20 protein-coding genes are annotated in these 19,603 nt (G+C 53.9%); 17 read left to right on the top strand and 3 right to left on the bottom strand.

All coding sequences use genetic code 11. From position 1 onward, the window contains the following. Nucleotides 1-23: 23 nt before the first annotated feature. The 7 genes from EVJ23_RS05030 to EVJ23_RS05000 all read left to right on the top strand — a co-directional run bounded on the left by EVJ23_RS05030 (nt 24) and on the right by EVJ23_RS05000 (nt 5,172). Entirely contained in the window at nt 24-635 is a 612-nt protein-coding gene (locus EVJ23_RS05030; protein WP_070328199.1) for a thymidine kinase, read from the top strand. A 112-nt stretch (nt 636-747) separates the two neighbouring features. Next, nucleotides 748-1,818, top strand: a complete 1,071-nt coding sequence (prfA, locus tag EVJ23_RS05025; RefSeq protein WP_070328198.1) for a peptide chain release factor 1 — start codon at nt 748-750, stop codon at nt 1,816-1,818. Then, nucleotides 1,818-2,690, top strand: a complete 873-nt coding sequence (prmC, locus tag EVJ23_RS05020; RefSeq protein ID WP_131464953.1) for a peptide chain release factor N(5)-glutamine methyltransferase — start codon at nt 1,818-1,820, stop codon at nt 2,688-2,690. Before prfA ends, prmC begins: the two co-directional genes overlap by 1 nt. After that, nucleotides 2,656-3,666 carry an L-threonylcarbamoyladenylate synthase gene (locus EVJ23_RS05015; RefSeq protein WP_131464606.1) on the top strand — a complete coding sequence of 337 codons (1,011 nt, stop codon included), beginning with the start codon at nt 2,656-2,658 and terminating at the stop codon, nt 3,664-3,666. The genes prmC and EVJ23_RS05015 overlap by 35 nt, the downstream gene beginning before the upstream one ends. Before the next feature lie 21 nt (nt 3,667-3,687). Next, nucleotides 3,688-4,188: a low molecular weight protein arginine phosphatase gene (locus tag EVJ23_RS05010; protein WP_083274052.1), complete on the top strand. Its 501-nt coding sequence runs from the start codon at nt 3,688-3,690 to the stop codon at nt 4,186-4,188. Between the two features lie 4 nt (nt 4,189-4,192). Beyond that, entirely contained in the window at nt 4,193-4,633 is a 441-nt protein-coding gene (gene rpiB / locus EVJ23_RS05005; RefSeq protein ID WP_070328195.1) for a ribose 5-phosphate isomerase B, read from the top strand. Further along, on the top strand, nt 4,630-5,172 hold the full coding sequence (locus EVJ23_RS05000) for a TIGR01440 family protein (protein ID WP_370252014.1): 543 nt from the start codon (nt 4,630-4,632) through the stop codon (nt 5,170-5,172). The genes rpiB and EVJ23_RS05000 overlap by 4 nt, the downstream gene beginning before the upstream one ends. Nucleotides 5,173-5,210: 38 nt before the next feature. Here the strand turns inward: EVJ23_RS05000 and EVJ23_RS04995 are convergent, their stop codons facing one another. Further along, nucleotides 5,211-5,996, bottom strand: coding sequence for an alpha/beta hydrolase (locus tag EVJ23_RS04995; RefSeq protein WP_131464604.1), 786 nt, complete (start codon nt 5,994-5,996; stop codon nt 5,211-5,213). A gap of 130 nt (nt 5,997-6,126) precedes the next feature. Here EVJ23_RS04995 and glyA point away from each other — a divergent pair, with 130 nt between their 5' ends. The 10 genes from glyA to EVJ23_RS04945 all read left to right on the top strand — a co-directional run bounded on the left by glyA (nt 6,127) and on the right by EVJ23_RS04945 (nt 16,724). Then, nucleotides 6,127-7,380 carry a serine hydroxymethyltransferase gene (gene glyA, locus EVJ23_RS04990; RefSeq protein ID WP_070328192.1) on the top strand — a complete coding sequence of 418 codons (1,254 nt, stop codon included), beginning with the start codon at nt 6,127-6,129 and terminating at the stop codon, nt 7,378-7,380. A 3-nt stretch (nt 7,381-7,383) separates the two neighbouring features. Continuing rightward, nucleotides 7,384-8,322: a hypothetical protein gene (locus EVJ23_RS04985; protein WP_131464602.1), complete on the top strand. Its 939-nt coding sequence runs from the start codon at nt 7,384-7,386 to the stop codon at nt 8,320-8,322. Nucleotides 8,323-8,430: 108 nt separating this feature from the next. Then, the gene (locus EVJ23_RS04980; protein WP_131464600.1) at nt 8,431-8,700 is read left to right on the top strand and encodes a hypothetical protein; all 270 of its coding nucleotides are present in this window, start codon (nt 8,431-8,433) and stop codon (nt 8,698-8,700) included. 72 nt (nt 8,701-8,772) lie between these two features. After that, on the top strand, nt 8,773-9,450 hold the full coding sequence (locus EVJ23_RS04975; RefSeq protein WP_070328189.1) for a response regulator transcription factor: 678 nt from the start codon (nt 8,773-8,775) through the stop codon (nt 9,448-9,450). Nucleotides 9,451-9,452: 2 nt separating this feature from the next. Then, the gene (locus EVJ23_RS04970; RefSeq protein WP_131464598.1) at nt 9,453-10,691 is read left to right on the top strand and encodes a sensor histidine kinase; all 1,239 of its coding nucleotides are present in this window, start codon (nt 9,453-9,455) and stop codon (nt 10,689-10,691) included. Between the two features lie 116 nt (nt 10,692-10,807). Next, nucleotides 10,808-11,524: a hypothetical protein gene (locus tag EVJ23_RS04965; protein WP_236633712.1), complete on the top strand. Its 717-nt coding sequence runs from the start codon at nt 10,808-10,810 to the stop codon at nt 11,522-11,524. 154 nt (nt 11,525-11,678) lie between these two features. Further along, the gene (locus EVJ23_RS04960) at nt 11,679-12,920 is read left to right on the top strand and encodes a hypothetical protein (RefSeq protein WP_131464594.1); all 1,242 of its coding nucleotides are present in this window, start codon (nt 11,679-11,681) and stop codon (nt 12,918-12,920) included. 333 nt (nt 12,921-13,253) lie between these two features. Then, nucleotides 13,254-14,651 carry a glycoside hydrolase family 191 protein gene (locus EVJ23_RS04955; RefSeq protein ID WP_161568390.1) on the top strand — a complete coding sequence of 466 codons (1,398 nt, stop codon included), beginning with the start codon at nt 13,254-13,256 and terminating at the stop codon, nt 14,649-14,651. Between the two features lie 142 nt (nt 14,652-14,793). Further along, on the top strand, nt 14,794-15,423 hold the full coding sequence (gene upp / locus EVJ23_RS04950; protein WP_035386536.1) for a uracil phosphoribosyltransferase: 630 nt from the start codon (nt 14,794-14,796) through the stop codon (nt 15,421-15,423). Between the two features lie 149 nt (nt 15,424-15,572). Next, nucleotides 15,573-16,724 carry a diguanylate cyclase domain-containing protein gene (locus EVJ23_RS04945; RefSeq protein ID WP_236633711.1) on the top strand — a complete coding sequence of 384 codons (1,152 nt, stop codon included), beginning with the start codon at nt 15,573-15,575 and terminating at the stop codon, nt 16,722-16,724. Nucleotides 16,725-16,815: 91 nt separating this feature from the next. Here EVJ23_RS04945 and EVJ23_RS04940 read toward each other — a convergent pair whose 3' ends face one another. Both EVJ23_RS04940 and EVJ23_RS04935 read right to left on the bottom strand, forming a co-directional pair. After that, entirely contained in the window at nt 16,816-18,402 is a 1,587-nt protein-coding gene (locus EVJ23_RS04940; protein WP_131464590.1) for an ABC transporter permease/substrate-binding protein, read from the bottom strand. Continuing rightward, the gene (locus EVJ23_RS04935; protein WP_131464588.1) at nt 18,399-19,523 is read right to left on the bottom strand and encodes an ABC transporter ATP-binding protein; all 1,125 of its coding nucleotides are present in this window, start codon (nt 19,521-19,523) and stop codon (nt 18,399-18,401) included. Before EVJ23_RS04935 ends, EVJ23_RS04940 begins: the two co-directional genes overlap by 4 nt. Nucleotides 19,524-19,603 lie beyond the last annotated feature (80 nt).

The raw sequence follows: 19,603 nt of genomic DNA, 5'->3' as shown, positions 1-19,603 counted from the left end.
AACGATGGAGAGGGCGAAGTAGAATGATGCATGTGACGAACCGTTACGGTTGGATAGAAGTGATTTGTGGCAGTATGTTTTCTGGGAAGTCGGAGGAATTGATCCGCCGTGTCCGTCGGGCGCACTACGGTAAGATCCCGGTCCAAGTGTTCAAGCCGGCCATCGATGACCGCTACCACGAAGAGAACGTCGTCTCCCATAGCGGCAACTCGGTCGTGGCCGTCCCGACTCGAACGAGTCAAGATGTATACGATGCGGTGCGCGAAGAGACGCAAGTCATCGCCATCGACGAGGTGCAGTTCTTTGACGAGGGGATCGTCGACGTCATCGAGCAGTTGGCGTCAGAAGACAAACGTGTCATCTGCGCCGGACTCGATATGGACTTCCGTGGCGAACCGTTCACGATGATGCCGGAGCTCTTGTCGCGTGCCGAGTTCGTCACGAAGCTGCAGGCGATCTGTCTGTCGTGCGGCGCCCCGGCGTCTCGGACGCAGCGCTTGATCAACGGAGAACCGGCTCGCTTTGAGGACCCGGTCATCTTAGTCGGTGCCGCTGAGTCGTACGAACCGCGTTGCCGCCATTGTCATGACGTCCCGAACAAACCACGCCCGATCCGTCATACAGTAGCGGATTGAGGATTTTGTCGGTTCGCTCTAAGTATTCAATTTGTCGACGAACCGAGCTAGCTCGGTTCGTTTTTTGGTATAATGAAGAGAACGATTTGGTGAACAGAAAGGACGGATCATGATGTTTGACCGTTTAAGCGTTTTAGAAGAACGATATATGCAATTGAATGAGATGCTCGCTGACCCGGAAGTGCTCAGCGACTCGAATAAACTGCGTCAATATTCAAAAGAACAGTCTCAACTCGAGGAGACGGTACAAGCGTATCGACGCTATAAAGAGACGAGTACGGCCTACAAAGAAGCAAAAGCGATGTTAGAAGACCGAACGCTCGAATCCGATATGCGCGAACTCGCGAAAGAAGAGATGGCGCTGCTCGAACCAGTTGTGAAAGCGCTCGAAGCGAAGCTGCGCGTCCTGCTCATCCCAAAAGACCCGAACGACGACAAGAACGTCATCGTCGAGATTCGCGGGGCGGCCGGTGGTGACGAGGCGGCACTGTTTGCGGTCGACTTGTATAAGATGTACACCCGATTCGCCGAGCGTCAAAACTGGAAAGCCGAGCTGATCGACGCCAACTATACGGAACTCGGCGGCTTTAAAGAAGTGACGTTTTTGATCAACGGTGCCGGTGCCTACTCGAAACTGAAATTCGAGAATGGGGCACACCGTGTGCAACGCGTCCCGTCGACGGAGTCGGGTGGACGGATACACACGTCGACAGCCACCGTCGCGGTCTTGCCGGAAGCCGAAGACGTCGAAGTGCACATCGACATGAAAGACGTCCGCGTCGACACGTTCACGTCGTCAGGGCCGGGTGGTCAATCGGTCAACACGACCCAGTCGGCCGTGCGGTTGACACACATCCCGTCAGGACTCGTCGTGTCATGCCAAGACGAGAAATCACAGCATAAAAATAAAGATCGGGCGATGAAAGTCTTGCGGGCCCGCCTGTACGACAAGATGCAGCGCGAACACCTCGAAGAACTGTCGGCGCAGCGGAAGTCGGCCGTCGGGACGGGCGACCGTTCGGAGCGGATCCGGACGTATAACTTCCCGCAAAGCCGCGTGACCGACCACCGTATCGGCCTCACGCTTCAAAAACTCGACCGGGTGCTCGCCGGGGAGCTTGAAGACATCATTGATGCGCTCGTCATGGAAGATCAGGCCGGCTTGATGGAGGGTATGGAGTGATGCGGATTGCCGCAAGGTTGAAACAAGCGGAACGCATGCTCGTTGACGCGGGTCGTGACCCGTCGACTGCCGAATGGTGGCTCATGCACGTGCTCGGCGTCGACCGGACGGGTCTGATCGTTCGGTTATCCGAAGAACTCTCGGACGACGAAACAACTGCGTTCGAGTCCGGGCTCGAGCGACTGCTTGCCGGTGAGCCGGTCCAACATTTGATTGGTCAGGCCCCGTTCTACGGTCGGTCATTCGCTGTGAACCGGGATGTACTTATCCCGCGACCGGAGACCGAAGAGTTGATCGAATGGGTCGTTGAGCACGTCGGACCGATTGAAGACGACGCGATCGTCGACGTCGGCACGGGCAGTGGCGCCATCGCCATCACGCTCAGTCTCGAGCTCGGTGTCCGCGTCCAAACGGTCGATATTTCCCGGGAAGCGATTGCGGTGGCAAAACGTAACGCGGAAGTGCTTCGTGCCGATGTGACGTTTCATGAAGGGGATTGCCTCGGTCCGGTCGCGGACGACTCGATTCGGGTGCTCGTCTCAAATCCGCCTTACATCGAAGCTGATGAACTGCTCGATGAGACGGTCGCAGGGTACGAACCGCATCTCGCATTATTCGGGGGGGCGGACGGTCTCGAGTTCTACCGGAAAATCATCGCGGACTCAACACGCGTGCTACGTGCCGATTGGCAATTGATTGCGTTTGAAATCGGGTATAATCAAGGACAAGTTGTGAAATCGTACCTGTCCGAACGTTATCCTGAAGCAGAAACGGGTATTTTAAAAGATATAAACGGTAAAGACCGAATTGTCTACGCCGTGAGGGAAGGGATTGCGCATGGAAACGAAATGGATCAAGCCAACAGAAGTTGAGGAAGGGGTTCGTCTCTTGAAGATGGGCGAGGTGATCGCGATTCCGACAGAGACGGTGTACGGCCTCGCCGGGGATGCGACGAACGATATCGCCATCCGTAAGATTTTCGAGGCGAAAGGAAGACCATCGGACAACCCGCTCATCGTCCACGTGGCTACGGTCGAACAGGCCGAACATTTCGCGCAAACCATCCCGCCGGTAGCCAAACGCTTGATGGAAGCGTTTTGGCCCGGTGCCTTGACGATCATCTTACCGTCGAACGGTCGAGCGTCGTCACTCGTGACGGCCGGGCTCGACTCGATCGGCCTCCGCATGCCGGACCATCCGGCCGCACTCGAACTCATCCGCACGTCCGGTCTCGGTCTCGCGGCGCCGAGTGCGAACCGTTCAGGACGACCGTCACCGACATCGGCACAGCACGTAGCCGATGATTTGACCGGTCGGATCGCGGGTATTATGGATGGGGGACCGACAGGCATCGGCGTCGAGTCGACTGTGATCGACTGTACGACGGAACCGGTGACGATTTTGCGTCCCGGTGGCGTGACGAAAGAAGCGATCGAGGCCGTCATCGGGCCAGTTGCGCTCGATGCGAATTTGAGCGATGAAGCGGCCGCGCCCAGATCACCAGGAATGAAGTACACCCACTATGCCCCGACTGCACCTTTGTATTTAGTCGATGGCGGACGCGATGATCTCGTCCGTGCCATCACGATGCGGCAGGCGGCGGGCAAACGGATCGGCGCGCTCGTATTTGATGAAGCAACGACCCCGGCTGACGTCACGCTTTCTCTCGGTGACACGATGGAGATAGCGGCCCAGCGACTTTACGAGGCGTTGCGCAAATTCGATGAGACAGATGTAGAAGAGATTTACGTGAATCGGATTGAACCGACGGGAGTCGCTCTTGCCGTATATAATCGCTTGTATAAAGCGGCAGGCGGGAAGATCATCCGTCTAGAGGAAGAGGCTTAAGGACATGAGGAGGATCACGCGATGTCAATGAAACGCGTATTATTCATATGTAGTGGGAACACATGCCGAAGCCCGATGGCGATGGCCCTGCTCCGCTCGAAAGTGACAGGCGACGAATTTGATATTCGTTCGGCTGGAGTTCGGACGATGCAAGGGTTTGATGCCTCAGAAAACGCTCTTCAAGTATTACGTGAACGAGGGATTGAACTCGAACACGTGACGCAGACGTTCGACGACGTACTCGGACGTTGGGCAGACATCATTTTGACGATGACGCGGGCACACCGCGAACAGATTCGGGATACGTATCCGGATTTGGCCGATCGTACGTTCACATTATATGAGTTCGTGACCGGGCTCGAACGTGACATTAACGACCCGTTCGGAGGCTCGATGAACGTCTATCGCCAAGTCCGAAACGAACTCGAACCACTCGTCAATCGACTTGTGCTAAAATTGACGAATGACGGGTCAAAGGTGACGAAACCACCGAGACGCCTACCAAAGAAGACGGGGGAATGAACACATGAAAATTGCAATCGGCGCCGACCACGGCGGATTCAACTTAAAAAAAGACATCATTGGATTACTAGAAGAGCTTGGCCACGAGTATAAAGATTTCGGGACACACTCGGCCGAGTCGATCGATTATCCAGACGTAGCCATCCCGGTCGCTGAGGCTGTCGCTGCCGGCGAGTTCGACCGCGGCATCTTGATTTGCGGCACAGGGATCGGTATCGGCATTGCGGCGAACAAAGTTAAAGGGATCCGCGCAGCACTCGTTCACGACTCGTTCAGCGCCAAGGCGACACGTCAACACAACGACTCGAACATCATGACGATGGGCGAGCGTGTCGTCGGACCGGGGCTCGCGATTGACTTGGTGGCGACGTGGCTCGATACAGATTTCGAGGGCGGACGTCACTCGAACCGTGTCGACAAAATGAGCGCTTACGAAACGAAGTGACCGTGATGAAAGCTGAACTTTCGAACCTGCTGTTGGAGCTGCACGAACGCTTTCCGCTCGATGAGGACAAGATCCTCATCATCGGCTGTTCGACGAGCGAAGTCATCGGCAAGACGATTGGGAAAGCCGGATCGATCGATGTGGCGTCGGAATTCATCGAAGCGTTTCTCGCGTTTCGTGACAAGACGGGCGTCCATCTGGCGTTTCAAGGGTGCGAGCACATTAACCGTGCCCTCACCGTCGAGCGTCGGACGCAGAAGCAGTTCGGTCTGACCGAAGTGACCGTCGTCCCGGTCCGCTCAGCGGGTGGGGCGATGGCGGAGAAAGCGTATGAGCGCCTCAACGCGCCGTGCGTCGTCGAATCGATTCAAGCGGACGCTGGGATCGACATCGGATCGACGTTGATCGGCATGCACTTGAAGCCGGTCGCGATCCCGGTCCGGTTATCGGCGAAACAGCTCGGCGAGGCGTACGTCACGTTCGCCGTCACAAGACCGAAACTAATCGGTGGCCCTCGGGCGCACTATCCAGCGAAATAACAAAGACAGCCGGTCATAGCGACCGGCTGTCTTTTGCGTTATACGTCTTCACTGAACAGATACGATACGACCATCGGGAAACGTTCGCGCCAGGCGAGTTCGTTGTGCACACCTTCTTCGATGACTTCGAAACGCAAGTGATCGACTTTGTCGCGTAGTAAGGCGTAGACGCGCTCGCTCGACTCGAGATACATCTCGTTCGTCGGCCCATCCTCTGACGGCTGTTCGACTTCTTTACGGCCGACGTCCATATATAGTCGCTCGATACCTTTCAAATCACTCGACTCGATCAACTGCTCGAGTTCGGTCTGGTTGAACCAGAACGCTGACGACAAGGAAGCGACGCGTTTGAAGATGTCCGGATAGACGGAGGCGGCATACACCGAGATGAGGCCGCCCATCGAACTGCCAATCATCCCGGTCTCGTCTGGTTTCGTCCGATACGCGTCGTCAATCATCGGCTTCAGCTCTTGGGCGATATATTCGATGTAGGCCGAGCCTTGGCCGCCTAGTGTCAATTCTCGACCATAGAGCGCTTCCCCGACGAACGGATTTTCCCAAGGGCCGTATTCGTCGAGGCGCATTTCACCCGGTGCGCTATCGATGGCGACGACGATCAAGTCGCGCTTTGAGGCGTCCAAATACTCTCCGACGCGCCAGCTCATATTGTAGCTCGCGTCCGCGTCGTCGAACGCGTTCTGTCCGTCGTGCATGTAGAGCACCGGGTAGCGCTTGTCCGTCAGCTCGTAGTCGTTAGGTGTATAAATCCGGACCGTCCGCTCGCGCTCGAACGGGGTAATCGTCACTTGTCTCGTCTCAATCATAATTATCCTCCTCTAATGTTCTTCTTCAATACCATACCCAACTTTGAGCCCGATTATGACGATACCCAAAAAAACGAGCATATGGTACGATGGGGTTGTTGATTTTTAGACATTCAGAGGGGGTTTCAACATGGTAAACACGACGAAGTTGAAAGTGCAGGATGCGGAATTGTTTGAAGCGATGCAACACGAGCTCGCCCGTCAACGGGAGAACATCGAACTAATCGCCTCGGAGAACTTTGTCTCAGAAGCGGTCATGGAAGCGCAAGGCGGGGTTCTCACGAACAAATACGCCGAAGGTTACCCAGGTCGCCGTTACTACGGTGGTTGTGAGTTCGTCGACGTGGCCGAAAACTTGGCACGCGACCGGGCGAAGGAACTGTTCGGTGCAGAACACGCCAACGTCCAGCCGCATTCGGGTGCGCAAGCGAACATGGCCGTCTACTTCACGGTGCTTGAAGCGGGCGACACGGTGCTCGGCATGAACTTGTCGCACGGTGGCCATTTGACGCACGGAAGTCCGGTCAACTTCTCGGGCGTCCAGTACAACTTCGTCGAGTACGGTGTGGACAAAGACACAGAACACATCGACTATGACGTCGTCGCAGCCCTCGCGAAAGAACATAAACCAAAACTGATCGTCGCCGGAGCGTCAGCATACCCGAGGACGATCGATTTCGCCAAGTTCCGTGAAATCGCCGACAGCGTCGACGCCTATCTCATGGTCGATATGGCCCACATCGCCGGACTCGTCGCGGCCGGACTCCATCCGAACCCAGTCGAGCACGCGCACTTCGTGACGACGACGACGCACAAGACGCTTCGCGGCCCGCGCGGCGGGATGATCCTTTGTAAAGAAGAGTTCGCCAAAGCAATCGATAAGTCAATTTTCCCTGGTATTCAAGGCGGCCCGCTCATGCACGTCATCGCCGCGAAAGCGGTGGCGTTCGGAGAGGCGCTCCAACCGGAGTTTAAAGACTATCAGGCGCAAGTCATCAAAAACGCGCAAGTGCTCGCGCAAGGTTTAGAAGAAGAAGGGCTCCGCATCGTATCGGGCGGTACGGACAACCATCTCCTCCTCGTCGACCTCCGTGGCATCGACATTACCGGTAAAGCGGCCGAGCATGCGCTCGATGCGGCCGGTATCACGGTCAACAAGAACACGATCCCGTTCGACCCGGCATCACCGTTCGTCACGAGCGGAATCCGTCTCGGGACGGCAGCGATGACGACACGCGGTTTGAAAGAAGACGACATGCGTGAAGTCGCTCGTCTGATCGGTCGTGTCCTGACAAACCATGAAGATGAAGCAGTGCTCGCCGAGGCACACGAAGACGTACGTGCCTTGACGGCGAAATTCTCGCTCTATCCTGAACGAGGCTGACGAATGGACGCACGGACACTAGCAGAACGGGAACTTGCAGAACTGCCGCTCATCGATATGACGGAATGGCTCATCCGAAAAGGAGAGCATGACCCGACGTTCCGTCTCGTTGCGAACGAGTTTGGCGTCGTGATGACCCTCCTTGACCACGGCTATTACGTCGAGGCGAGCGAACGGATTGTGCCGCTTCTCGGGATGAAAGTGCCGGCGGCGTTCCATCGGCTCGGACTCGCGCTCGAAATGAAAGCGAACGGCAAGAAGGCGGCCAAGCGCCGCTTTCGTTCGTTGTCGCCAGCCGTCATGCAGCATGCGGACCTCTCGCCATGGCGTACCGCCTTTAAATGGGACAAGAAGTGGCTCGGACTACCGGCTGTCGTCGCGTTGGCGCTTGTCGCCCTCGCATTTTGGCCTGAAGCGACTCCACCCGCCGTACCGGTGACTGAAGACGCGCCACGGGTCGAGACGGTGACCGAGGACGAGGCGCTCGCCAAACGGCTAGAAGAGCTCGAGCAAGAAGTCGCCCGTCTCGAGGAAGCGAACGAGGCGTTGCAGACGGAAGAAGCGCCGGTCGAAGAGGAAGCGCCGGCGACACCGGCACAACAAGTCATTCCGCTTGCGGATGTCGAGACGCTCGTCCAAGACAAACGTTATAAAGAGGCGGACGCCCTCCTCGAAGGCACGCCGAAAGCCGGGCAAGAACAGGCCGTCGGCTTCTATCGCCTCCTCGTCGACAACAAGCTCGGAGAAGCAGAAGTGTCAGACTATGCGGCGTACGTCGAAACGTACCCGGAATCGGGCTACAAGACAGACGTCCTGTGGATGAAGGGCATCGCTGAGAAGAAGGCCGGGGACGAAGCGTACCGGACGACGCTCGCCGAAGTCGCCGCGATGGAAGGCACATATTGGGCACCGATTGCGAAATCGGTACTAGAAGACGAATGAGGTTGCGGCCATGCCGCAACCTTTTTCTCATCAAATTCTAATCTGTTTCACCAACGTTTCTCAACCCGCTCCCGTACAGTAAAGAAAAAGAAGTAGGGGGAGAGGCACATGCAACGCAGTACAACAGGTAAAGTCGCCCGATTCATGAAAGGCGCAATCATCGGGGCGCTCGCGCTCACATTGATGGCAGCAGGAGTGGCAGGATTTTTAATTTTCACGCTGACCGGGAACGCCTGGCTCGATCAAATCGTTCAATTCGGGACTGACGTGTCGTTCCAAGCGGAGGGAATCGAATCCTCGTTTGAACGCTTCAGCGACTCGATCGAGCTTCGCGTCGAACAAGCGATTCCAGAAGCGGTTCGTCCGTTTTTCGACTGATGAATCCGGGAACAGAATAAGGATGCGTCGGGCGGACTGCTCGGCGCTTTTTTTCAAGAAAGGATGAACTATATGCCGACAATCCTCGTCGTAGAAGACGATGCTAAAATTGCCAGACTGCTTGAACTTGAACTGATGCACGCCGGCTATCAAGTCGAGGTCACCCACGACGGACGCAGCGGGCTTGAACGAGCGCTCGCCGGGGGGATCGACTTGATGCTTTTAGACGTGATGCTTCCGCAAATGAGCGGGCTCGAGGTCGTCCGTCGGGTGAAGGAAGAACAACCGTTGCTCCCGGTCTTGATGGTGACGGCGCGGGGCGACCGGTACGATAAAGTGAGCGGGCTCGACCTTGGGGCGGATGATTACATCACAAAGCCGTTCGAGATGGAGGAACTGCTTGCCCGGATCCGTGCATTTTTGCGGATGCGCCAGCACGTCCATGTCGATGCGACTGAACGTGTTTTGTCCTATGAGGGACTCACGGTCGACGTTAACCGGCATGAGGTGACGTGCGAGGGACAGAAAGTCGAGTTGACTCGTCGTGAATTCGATTTGATCGTCTATTTGCTCGAGCATCCGGAACGCGTGCTCACGCGCGACCAACTCGTCGAGCACGTCTGGGGTTTCGACTATTATGGGGACACGAACGTCGTCGACGTATACGTGCGTTACTTACGGAAGAAACTCGGAGGTTCTTGGATTCAGACTGTACGAGGCGTCGGCTACATGCTGAAGCGTGGTGAGTGAGTATGAAATTACGGACGAAAATCGCCCTCGGGATGGCCGGGTTCATGCTGTTTTTACTCATCACGTCGTTCGGGGTCGCCTGGGTCGTCTCGCGTCAGCAAATCGTCGACGCCCGCTATGACGTGCTCCGTCAAGCGCTCAGTCTGCTCGAAGAGGATGAGCGGAACCGTCAGGCCGTGCTGTCGCTGCATGAGGACAGTGTCGTTCTCGAGCGACAGAGCAATGGCGATTGGGGCATCACCGGCGGGCAGGCGGCAGACGGTTTGAGTTTTCCCATCAATTTTGGGGAGCCGGCACTGATTGATGACTGGTTCGTCATCGCCACGTCGAACGGTCTCGGTTTCGCCTTTCAAGACGCGGCGGTAAGTGAGACGCTACAGACGCTCGCGACGATCTTCCTCGTCATTTTCTTGATTGCGGTGGCGATGACGTTCGTCGGAAGTTTATGGATTGTGCGCCAAGGACTCGATCCGCTCCGGCGGCTCGAGTCGACGATGGGCCGGATCACGGAATCAGGGACCCTCGAGACGATTGACGTCGGTCCGAATCAAGATGAGGTGTCGACGCTCGCGACAGGGTTCAATCAGATGATTGCCCGTGTCGAAGGGTCGATGGAGCAACAACGCCGTTTCGTCGCGGATGTTTCACATGAACTCAAAACCCCGCTCACCGTTATTGAAGGGTACGCCAAGTTGCTCAGACGTTGGGGTCAACATGACCCCGTCGTACGCGACGAGGCGATTGATCATATTTTGACCGAGTCGAGACAGATGCGGGAGGACTTGATTGAACCGATGCTTGAACTGAGTCGCTTCGCCGCTTTAGAGGACATCGAAGTCGAACAGATCGATTTGAGCGATCTCGCGCTCCAACTTGAAGAACGGTTCGAACGGTCGCACGGAAAACACGTCCCGATCGACGCGGCAGGGAGTTGGGCTGGACATCGTGACTCGTTGCAGCGATTGATTGTCATCTTCATCGATAACAGCTTGAAGTACGCGACCGACACGAGCGTAACGATGACATCAAATCGGATTGAGGTGCGTGACCATGGGACAACTCTGACCGAGGAGGCGCGTGCGCGGTTGTTCGACCGGTTCTATCGGCTTGATGAGGCGCGCGACCGGAGCGGCAGCGGTCTCGGGCTTGCCATCGCCAAAGAAGTCGCCGACTTGAACGGTTGGAAGGTTGGGAGTTACGCGAACGCGCCGGACGGGAGCATATTCTTCGTCACCAAATGAGGAAAGTTTCTCAGGCACTCATCATTTTCTAATGAAATCCTCGTGGTGCTCTAACGTCAACGTTCTATGATGAAGGTGTAGAGAAGGAACAGCACATGGAACGAGGAGGAAACATCATGAAATTACTTGGGTGGATTTTAGGGGTCGGCCTGGCCGTACTCGCTGTCGCAGGGATCGGATTGTATGTCGCGAACGACAAGACGGATACGGTCATCATCCCACGCGCCATCGATAGTGCCAATAGTGGAACCGACGACGCGAAAGACGACGCTGCGAAGGAAGCTGCCGCTACTTCCGAATCGAACGCATCTTCAAGTGACGTGCCCGTCCGTTCGGTCGACGATGACGACTATGAACTATACGGGACGCTCGTCAGCTTGTCAGATCAGGACGTGACGATCAGCTTTAGCGGAAAAGAATCGACGTACCCACTTGCTTCCCGCCACGAGATCGATGACGACACCCCGAAAGCCGGTGACCGTGTCAAACTCGAGTTCAATCAAAACAATGAAGTGAAAGAAGTCGACCGGGAGAGCGACGACTTCGACATTTACGGTAGTTTCGTCAGCCTCTCGGATCGAGACGTCGTCATTGAGCGTGACGGGAAGCAAGTGACGTACCCACTCGCCGCTCGCTATGAAATCGATGATGAGATGCCAACAGCCGGTGATCGCGTCAAACTTGAATTGAACATGCAAGAGCAAGTCAAAGAGATCGAACGTGATGATGACCGTAGCAGCGCAGATGATCGCGATGACGCTAGCGATGATAGTGATGACGGTCGGGATGACAATCAAGATGATCAAGATGACGACCAAGATGATGACAATTGATGAACGAACGGGTGCCCGCTGGAGGCACCCGTTTTTGATTCGTAATATTTCTGCAAACATAATCGATTCGTATCTTATGATATGATGGAGAGGGAATTTATGCCAACATAACATAATACATATAACGACGATGTAGGGAGAGGGGAGACGAGTGATGAGACTGAGTTGGACTGCCCTGCTCGCCCTCTGTTGCCTCAGCGGTTGTGGTTCGAAAGAAGAGATTAACGCCCTCGCGTTACGCCCGCTCGAAGCGTACGTGACGAATCAGGATGAGCAGGAACACATTTTACCGGAAACAGAGAAGCGACTGCTCGCTTATTGTCGACAACAAACGACGGAACGGCTCCCGTCACGCCGGGGCGAGGTGGCTGAAGTGACGTTTCGCCATCCGCTGTATGCAGAGCTCGGCAGTCAGACGATTAAGTATTGGGTGAGCGGTGACGACCGTTATTTGTCTTGTGCGAACAGCCACGAACAAATCGAGCGGACGTTCCGGATTGACCCCGTCAACGAATTCGAGTCGCTCATCTCGAGTGAACTAGTCGAGACCGACGTCGGAGAGGCGGTCTCGTTTTATCCGGAACCCGATGTCGCAAAAATCGTCAACTTGTTCCGGGTGAATCAAGCGCATGAAACAATCGTCCCGGGATCGACATTCCGCTACCAGACGCCGGACAGCGGTTCGTTGTACGTGACGTATGAGGTGATGCGGAACGGCCGGACGCTCGACCGGACGATTGAACCGGGGCTGTTCGTATTCAAGAGCGGAAAGAATGACGGATACGCCTTCCTCACGAAGTTAGCGGATGGCAGGGTCGCGCTACAGATGGGTACGGAATCGTCATGGGAACGCACCGTTCTTCCAAGCGCCTTCACCGGAAAGTATGTATATACCGATTCGACAACTGATGTGTTCACGCTCGATCATTCAAAACGCCAACTGTTGAAACGAGTCGTACTTGCTGAACAGCCGATTGGAGACGTAAGCGACGCCACCTCGCTCACATTGTCTAAACAATATGATGCGGTCATCGAAGTTTGGGGCAGTGTCAGACGGCCGATGACCACGAAGCTGATGAGTTCGTCCGCTCGTTCGGTGAAGACGAAGCTCGCCACGTACGAGACGAAGGGGAAGACGTCATATCTAGATGGACCGAATACGCAAGAGCTGTTCGAACTCCTGACGCATGTGACAGGCGGAGACAAGTCAGAAGTAGCCGTCCAACACGGGATACTCTCCTTGTACGAACACTTACAAGAGCAACATTTCGAGGTTTGGGTCGAACCTGGGGATCAACGGGTCTACCTCATCGACCTGACGACGAAACAAACGTACGCAATCGACCTGATGCGGCTCGAGGAATTGTTGAATCGATCGATTCGATATAATAGCTGAACTAGATATATTACCCGCTTTATGACAAGACTATGTCATGAAGCGGTTTTTTTGTCGTTAAATTGACACTATATTTTGCTGGAAAACTATCCTATAATTTTTTTTGCGAAGGTTCAACATTACATACATGAATCCGATACATCTATAAAACACACAGCACTAACCTTCTCGTCATCAATTTTATGAAGAAAAGGGGGAACGGAGAGACACATCTCAATTCAACCATCATTGTCCGTCACCAAGTTTTGTCAGTCATCAGGAGAGGAATAGGTATTGAAATTGAAAAAGATTATTATGTCTCTAACGGTAGTGTTGTTAATTGTTAGTCTGAACATGTCAAAAACGGGAGCGCAAACGATGAACCCACTCGACGGTGTGAAGAACTATCAAGTGTATTATGGTCATCCGACCGAAACGATCATCAAAGATATGCAAAACTATGATCTCGTCATCATCGAGCCGCTTCATTATACAAAAGCTCAAGTTGAACAGATCAAGTCACGCGGTACGAAAGTACTCGGTTATATTAGTGTTATGGAAGTCGCGACGTGGAACACCGGTCTCATGTCAAAACTTCAGTCAGGTGATTTCTTCACGCGCAACGGACAACGTGTCCACTACCCGGAATGGGATTCTTACTTGACGAACATCGCTTCACCGCACTTCCAAGGGCTCTTGCTCACGGAAATCCAAAACCAAGTCATCGCTAAAGGGATCGATGGCGTGTTCATGGATACGGTCGGCGATATCGACAACGAACATTTGAACAACCCGACCGTGCTCAAGCAGCAACGTGACGGTCTCGTCAACTTCTTGAAAGAAGCGCGTGCCCGTTACGGCAACATCGCTATGGTCCAAAACTGGGGCTTTGACACACTCGAAACGTCGACAGCACCTTACGTTGATGGCATCATGTGGGAGAGCTTTAACGCCGACACGATCAAAAGCGACGCCTGGTCACAAAACATGATCAAAAAACTTCAAGCAGTCGATACGAAACATTCGGTCAAAACGCTCACGATCTCGACGCGTCAAAGTGCGGAGAGCCACAAACTTGCCGCTGACTCGAAGTTTATCCACTTCCACGAAGCAGACGCTTATGTGAACTGGAACGCAGGTCTTGTGACACGGACGAAAGATACGGCACCGACTCCGGCACCTGTCGTGGTAGCACCAACGACAGAGACGTCAACAGCAACAAAACCGGAAGCGACGAAGCCAGCGACGGAAACATCGACTGCACCAAAACCGGTAGCAACGAAACCAGCGACGGAAACATCGACTGCACCAAAGCCGGTAGCAACGAAACCAGCGACGGAAACATCGACTGCGCCAAAGCCGGAAGCGACGAAACCAGCGACGGAAACATCGACTGCGCCAAAACCGGTAGCAACAAAACCGGCGACAGAGACGTCGACTGCGTCAAAACCGGTAGCAACAAAACCGGCGACAGAGACGTCGACTGCGTCAAAACCGACAACAGCGCCGACGAAGCCTACTGCATCGACGAGCACGACAACGAAGCCAGTCGAGCAAAAAGATTCGAAGCAAGCTGAGCCGAAGCAGAAAACAGAAAAAGAACTGAAAAAAGACAAAAAGAAAGCGAAGAAGCACGCGAAAAAACATGCTGCTAAGCATGCCAAGTTCGTGGAGCACGAAAAAGCCAAAGGCAACATGTGTGCAAAAGCCAAGCACAAGACAGCCGGCTTTTTAAACTTCTTCAAATTCTAATCTAGAAGGTAGATCAACCCCAAGGTGTCAAACTGGCCCTTGGGGTTTCGTCTGACCTCTTCAAAAACGGAAGTTGACCCTACCTTTCTAAGAGAAGTTGGGGTACAATGCTCGAGAGAGATTTAGAGAGGAGTGAAGCAAAATGGGAAAAGTACACGTTTATGATCACCCATTGATTCAGCACAAGATGACGATTATGCGCAAAGTAGAGACGGGGACGAAGCAGTTCCGCGAACTCGTAGAAGAGGTTTCTTCACTCATGGCATATGAAATTACACGCGACCTTCCGCTTACTGATGTGGAGATTGAGACACCGGTCTCGGTATCGACACAAAAGATGATTGCCGGCAAGAAATTGGGAATCGTCCCAATTTTACGGGCAGGCCTCGGCATGGTGGATGGCTTCCTCAAAATGATGCCGAACGTCAAAGTCGGTCACATCGGTCTTTACCGTGACCCGGAGACGCTCGAGCCGCACGAATACTATCTCAAGTTGCCGACAGATATTACCGAGCGTGACTTCATCGTCGTCGACCCGATGCTTGCGACCGGCGGATCTGCAGCTGATGCGATTGCAGCCCTTAAAAAACACGGCGCGAAGTCGATCAAGCTTGCTTGTCTCTGCGCAGCGCCAGAAGGCGTCGAACGCGTTCAAGCCGAGCACCCAGACGTTGAAATCTATCTCGCCGCACTCGACGAGAAGTTGAACGAACATGGCTACATCGTGCCAGGACTCGGTGACGCAGGTGACCGTTTGTTCGGAACAAAATAAGCAAAACGAAAGGAGGCTCCAGTCGGATCCTCCTTTTTTGTGCACTCAATCTGTCAAAACCAATCCATAATAGTTGAGAAAACCGAAGCAACAACCGATAGTGAAGACAGAAGCGAATGTCATCTGTTGAAATGAGGAAGAGAACGACCATGAGGCCAAAACTGTCACTTTTGCAAGCCTATCTGTTGATTGCGTTATTAGCGCTGTTTTTGACGAGTCTATGGAGCTACAGCGCCTTCCAAAACATCGAACGGCAGAACGAGCGTATCGTCGAAGAGGCGATTCCGATCGCGAACGCGGCGTCTGAACTGTTCGCGCTCCTGCTCGATCAAGAGTTATCGGTCCGTGGCTATACATATAATCAAGATATGTTGTCGCTCCGACAATATAATGAGACGAAGTATGCTCTTGCTGAGACGATTCAAGTCATCCACGAGCTTGACCATCGCCATCCGATAATGCAGGAAATCATTCAAGGAGAGGCGCTTCCGCTCATCAATGAGATGGAGATGTTTTATGAGTCACAGCTTGCCCTCGTCGATGCGGGCAAAATTGTGGAAGCGAATGCGCGGCGCTATAGTGGGATTGATTACATCAATCAATTTCGAGACGTTGACGCCGACATCCGGGAGGACATCGACAAAATCATTCAAGAGGCGTCACAGCGAAGTGTCAGTGCCTCGAATTCGGCGACGTGGGTGATCGTCATCGTCGTCGCGATCGCCATCCTCTTGTTGCTCGCATTCGTGCACACGTTCCGGCTCGAGCGCAGCAAGCAGGCGCTGATCCATCGGTCGCTTCATGACGCTTTGACCGGCGTTTGGAATCGTCGTGCCTTCGATGAAAAGCTCGAGCGACTTTGGGATGAGACGGAAGAATCAAGTACGGATGTCGCGCTCCTCCTGCTCGACATCGATGCGTTCAAACTGTATAACGATACGTACGGTCATTTGGCGGGGGACGCCTGTCTCGAACGGGTCGCAAAAGCCGTGGATAAAGCAGTCGGGGAAGATGGCATGGTCGCCCGCTACGGCGGCGAGGAGTTCGCGGTATTACTTCGGCCGCACCATGCCCGTCAGTCAAAAGAAGTCGCTGAACGGATTCGCCAAGCGGTTCTTAAGCTGAACATTTTGCATGAAGCGTATCAGCCGCTCCGCAAAGTGAGCGTCAGCATCGGTGTCGCAGAACACATCCCCGGACTAGACGTCGAGAAGTCTGATTTGATCGAAGCGGCTGACCGAGCGCTCTATCAGGCGAAGCAAAGCGGACGTAACCGCGTTTCGATGGGGAAAGCGATGTAGGTCGTTCGATTCGAGGCGCCGAAAACGACCAACGTGGTCAACAAACGGACAGACAAAATCCCGCCCTTTTCAAGGGGCGGGATTTCTGTCTTTATTCTTCGATTAAACCTTCAGAGACGAGGAAGTCGTGAGCCACTTTCTCGGGACGTTGTTTTTCGACGTCGGCGAGGTAGTTCAACTCTTGCATGATTTCGTCCGTGATTTTGCCGTTGAGCAAGTTCAACACGTCTGCGAGCTCGGGATGCTCGGTGAGCGTCTCTTCATTGACGATCGGGACGGCGTAGTAAGGCGGGAAGAACTGTTGATCGTCTTCGAGGACGACGAGTTCGAACCGCTTCAATAGGCCATCGGTTGAGAAACCATCGATTGCCTGGCTCTCGCCGTTCATGAGCGCCGTGTAACGAAGGCCGCCATCGACCGGTTTCACGTCTGCGAAGTTGAACGGATACACTTCTTTCAAGCCGAGATAGCCGTCTTCCCGGTTCGAGAATTCGATTGTCGGGCCGAAGACGAGCTCGTCACTCACCGCGGCAAGGTCAGAGACGGTCTTCAAGTTATACTTGTCGGCGTCTTCTTGTTTGACGGCGATAGCGAACGTATTGTTAAATCCAATCGGATCGAGTGTCCGGATATCGAACCGCTCTTGCATTTGCGACCGGACTTGTTCGTAGACAGCGTCCGGGTCGTTATCGACTTCTTGCTTCAAGACGTCGACGAAGAGTGTGCCTGTGTACTCGACATAGGCATCGATTTCACCGGTCCGGAGTGCGCTGAACGCGACTTGCGTACCGCCGAGGTTAAGTTGACGCTTCACCTCGAGATCGGTCTTGTCTTCGATCAAATCGGCAACCATGTTCCCGAGGATCGCTTGCTCCGTATAGTTTTTCGAACCGATGACGATCGTATCGTCTTCACGGGTGAAGGCGTAGATCGAACCGGCGAGGAGCAAGGCGAACGCTGTCGCGATCACGATGAGCGGTTTCGCCACTTTTCTAGCGGGACGGTGTTTTTTCTTCTTCATCCGTCCGTCGGCGAGGACAATCCCGTTCGGAGCGACTTTATACTCGATACGGCTGACGATGAAGTCGATCAAGAGTGCGAGTAGACCGGCCGGAATCGCACCTGCTAAAATCTGGTTGTTGTCGACTGTCTGGATACCGGCGAAGACGAGGTAACCGAGACCACCTGCTCCGACGAACGCTGAAATCGTCATGAGACCGACAGCTGTTACGGCTGAGATTCGAATCCCGGCCATGATGATCGGCAAGGCGAGCGGCAATTGGATCTTGCTTAAAATTTGGCGATCGGTGAGGCCGATCCCTTTAGCGGATTCAAGCGTGTCACCTGGAATGCTCGACAGACCCGTGTACGTGTTCTTCACGATCGGAAGCAGTGAATACAGGACGACCATGATGATGGCCGGTGTCGAACCGATCCCGATGAACGGGATGAGGAAACCGAGCAAGGCAAGACTTGGCACAGCCTGAACGACGCTCGTCAGACCGAGGATCGGTTTGGCGAGGCGTGGCATCCGGAGAATCAAAATACCGAGCGGGACACCGATCAGTACTGCGAGCGAGACGGCGAAGACGGTCAGTTGCAAGTGTTCAAGCAAGAGCGTACCGATTTGGTCGGTGTTGCCCGCGACGTAATTGAAAAAAGATTGAATCGTATTCATATTGTTTCCTCCTCTTGCATGAATTGCTCACTGAGGACGGAAAGCAAACTGCTGCGTGTGATGAGTCCGTTAAGGATAGGTCCGGTCACGACCGGCAGATAGCCTTGGTCGCTCGTGTTCATGACGTCTAAAATATCGAGGAGCGAGTCCTCGCTCGAGACGAAAGCGTAGTTCACGTTCATGACTTCCTCGAGTCGTCTCGTCTTATCTTGGATCCCGTGGACGTCTTTCAATTTGATGAGTCCTTGAAGAACGCGATCGCGGTCCGTGATCAGGAGACTGTCGACTTTGCGTGAACGCATGATTTCAATCGCTTGCAACACCGTGCGTTTGCCGCTGATCGAGACAGGGTCCGTGATCATGATATCTTTCGCTTTAATGTATTCAGGGCTGTTCCAAATTCGATTTTTACCGATGAACGCTTCGACATACTCGTCTTTCGGGTTACGGAGAATCTGTTCCGGTGTATCGAACTGAACGATTTCCCCGTCACGCATGATACAAATACGATCAGCCAGCTTGATCGCCTCATCCATATCGTGGGTGACGAATACAATCGTTTTCTTGACTTCCTCTTGCAGGTTGAACAGTTCTTCTTGGAGGTCGTTCCGTGTCACAGGATCAAGGGCGCTGAACGGCTCGTCCATCAAGATGACTTCCGGGTCGTTCATGAGGGCGCGGGCGAAGCCGATGCGCTGCTGTTGACCGCCGCTCAGTTCACTCGGATAGCGATCGATGAATTGATCCGGATCGAGGCCGACCATGCGGAGCAAGTGCTCGGTCCGGGCGTCCATATCCTGTTCGGCGTGTCCTTCGAGACCGGCGATCAATTGGATATTCTCGCGGATCGTCATATGAGGGAAGAGGCCAGTCTGTTGAATGACGTAACCCATTTGGCGTCTCAGTTCGATTGGATCCATCTTACGTGTGTCTTGACCGTTGACGATGATCGTCCCGGACGTCGGTTCGATCAAACGGTTGATCATTTTAAGCGACGTCGTCTTACCGCAGCCGGACGGGCCGATAAAGACGACGAGTTCGCCTTTGTTAATCGTCAAGTTCATTTCCTTCAGTACAGTCGTACTTTTGAAGGTCTTCTCTACATTTTTAAACTCAATCATTGACTCAACTCTTTTCAAAAATTATTTTCACATAACCTTATTTGCCCGTTGTCGAAGGATTGTAAACATTATTTTCGAAA

Origin of the sequence: Exiguobacterium sp. SH1S1, assembly GCF_004337245.1 — a bacterium.
GTDB classification, from domain to species: domain Bacteria; phylum Bacillota; class Bacilli; order Exiguobacteriales; family Exiguobacteriaceae; genus Exiguobacterium; species Exiguobacterium aurantiacum_A.
This window is presented reverse-complemented; position numbering and strand designations above follow the sequence as displayed.

Bases quoted from the DNA above. Each gene is read 5' to 3' on its own strand.
- EVJ23_RS05015 (WP_131464606.1), top strand. From the start codon at position 2,656: ATGGAAACGAAATGGATCAAGCCAACAGAAGTTGAGGAAGGGGTTCGT.
- EVJ23_RS04935 (WP_131464588.1), bottom strand. From the start codon at position 19,523: ATGATTGAGTTTAAAAATGTAGAGAAGACCTTCAAAAGTACGACTGTA.
- EVJ23_RS04965 (WP_236633712.1), top strand. From the start codon at position 10,808: ATGAAATTACTTGGGTGGATTTTAGGGGTCGGCCTGGCCGTACTCGCT.
- EVJ23_RS04985 (WP_131464602.1), top strand. From the start codon at position 7,384: ATGGACGCACGGACACTAGCAGAACGGGAACTTGCAGAACTGCCGCTC.
- EVJ23_RS04980 (WP_131464600.1), top strand. From the start codon at position 8,431: ATGCAACGCAGTACAACAGGTAAAGTCGCCCGATTCATGAAAGGCGCA.
- EVJ23_RS04970 (WP_131464598.1), top strand. From the start codon at position 9,453: ATGAAATTACGGACGAAAATCGCCCTCGGGATGGCCGGGTTCATGCTG.
- EVJ23_RS04975 (WP_070328189.1), top strand. From the start codon at position 8,773: ATGCCGACAATCCTCGTCGTAGAAGACGATGCTAAAATTGCCAGACTG.
- rpiB (WP_070328195.1), top strand. From the start codon at position 4,193: ATGAAAATTGCAATCGGCGCCGACCACGGCGGATTCAACTTAAAAAAA.
- EVJ23_RS04995 (WP_131464604.1), bottom strand. From the start codon at position 5,996: ATGATTGAGACGAGACAAGTGACGATTACCCCGTTCGAGCGCGAGCGG.
- EVJ23_RS04945 (WP_236633711.1), top strand. From the start codon at position 15,573: ATGAGGCCAAAACTGTCACTTTTGCAAGCCTATCTGTTGATTGCGTTA.
- EVJ23_RS04955 (WP_161568390.1), top strand. From the start codon at position 13,254: ATGTCAAAAACGGGAGCGCAAACGATGAACCCACTCGACGGTGTGAAG.
- EVJ23_RS04940 (WP_131464590.1), bottom strand. From the start codon at position 18,402: ATGAATACGATTCAATCTTTTTTCAATTACGTCGCGGGCAACACCGAC.
- EVJ23_RS05030 (WP_070328199.1), top strand. From the start codon at position 24: ATGATGCATGTGACGAACCGTTACGGTTGGATAGAAGTGATTTGTGGC.
- EVJ23_RS05010 (WP_083274052.1), top strand. From the start codon at position 3,688: ATGTCAATGAAACGCGTATTATTCATATGTAGTGGGAACACATGCCGA.
- prfA (WP_070328198.1), top strand. From the start codon at position 748: ATGTTTGACCGTTTAAGCGTTTTAGAAGAACGATATATGCAATTGAAT.
- prmC (WP_131464953.1), top strand. From the start codon at position 1,818: ATGCGGATTGCCGCAAGGTTGAAACAAGCGGAACGCATGCTCGTTGAC.
- EVJ23_RS04960 (WP_131464594.1), top strand. From the start codon at position 11,679: ATGAGACTGAGTTGGACTGCCCTGCTCGCCCTCTGTTGCCTCAGCGGT.
- glyA (WP_070328192.1), top strand. From the start codon at position 6,127: ATGGTAAACACGACGAAGTTGAAAGTGCAGGATGCGGAATTGTTTGAA.
- upp (WP_035386536.1), top strand. From the start codon at position 14,794: ATGGGAAAAGTACACGTTTATGATCACCCATTGATTCAGCACAAGATG.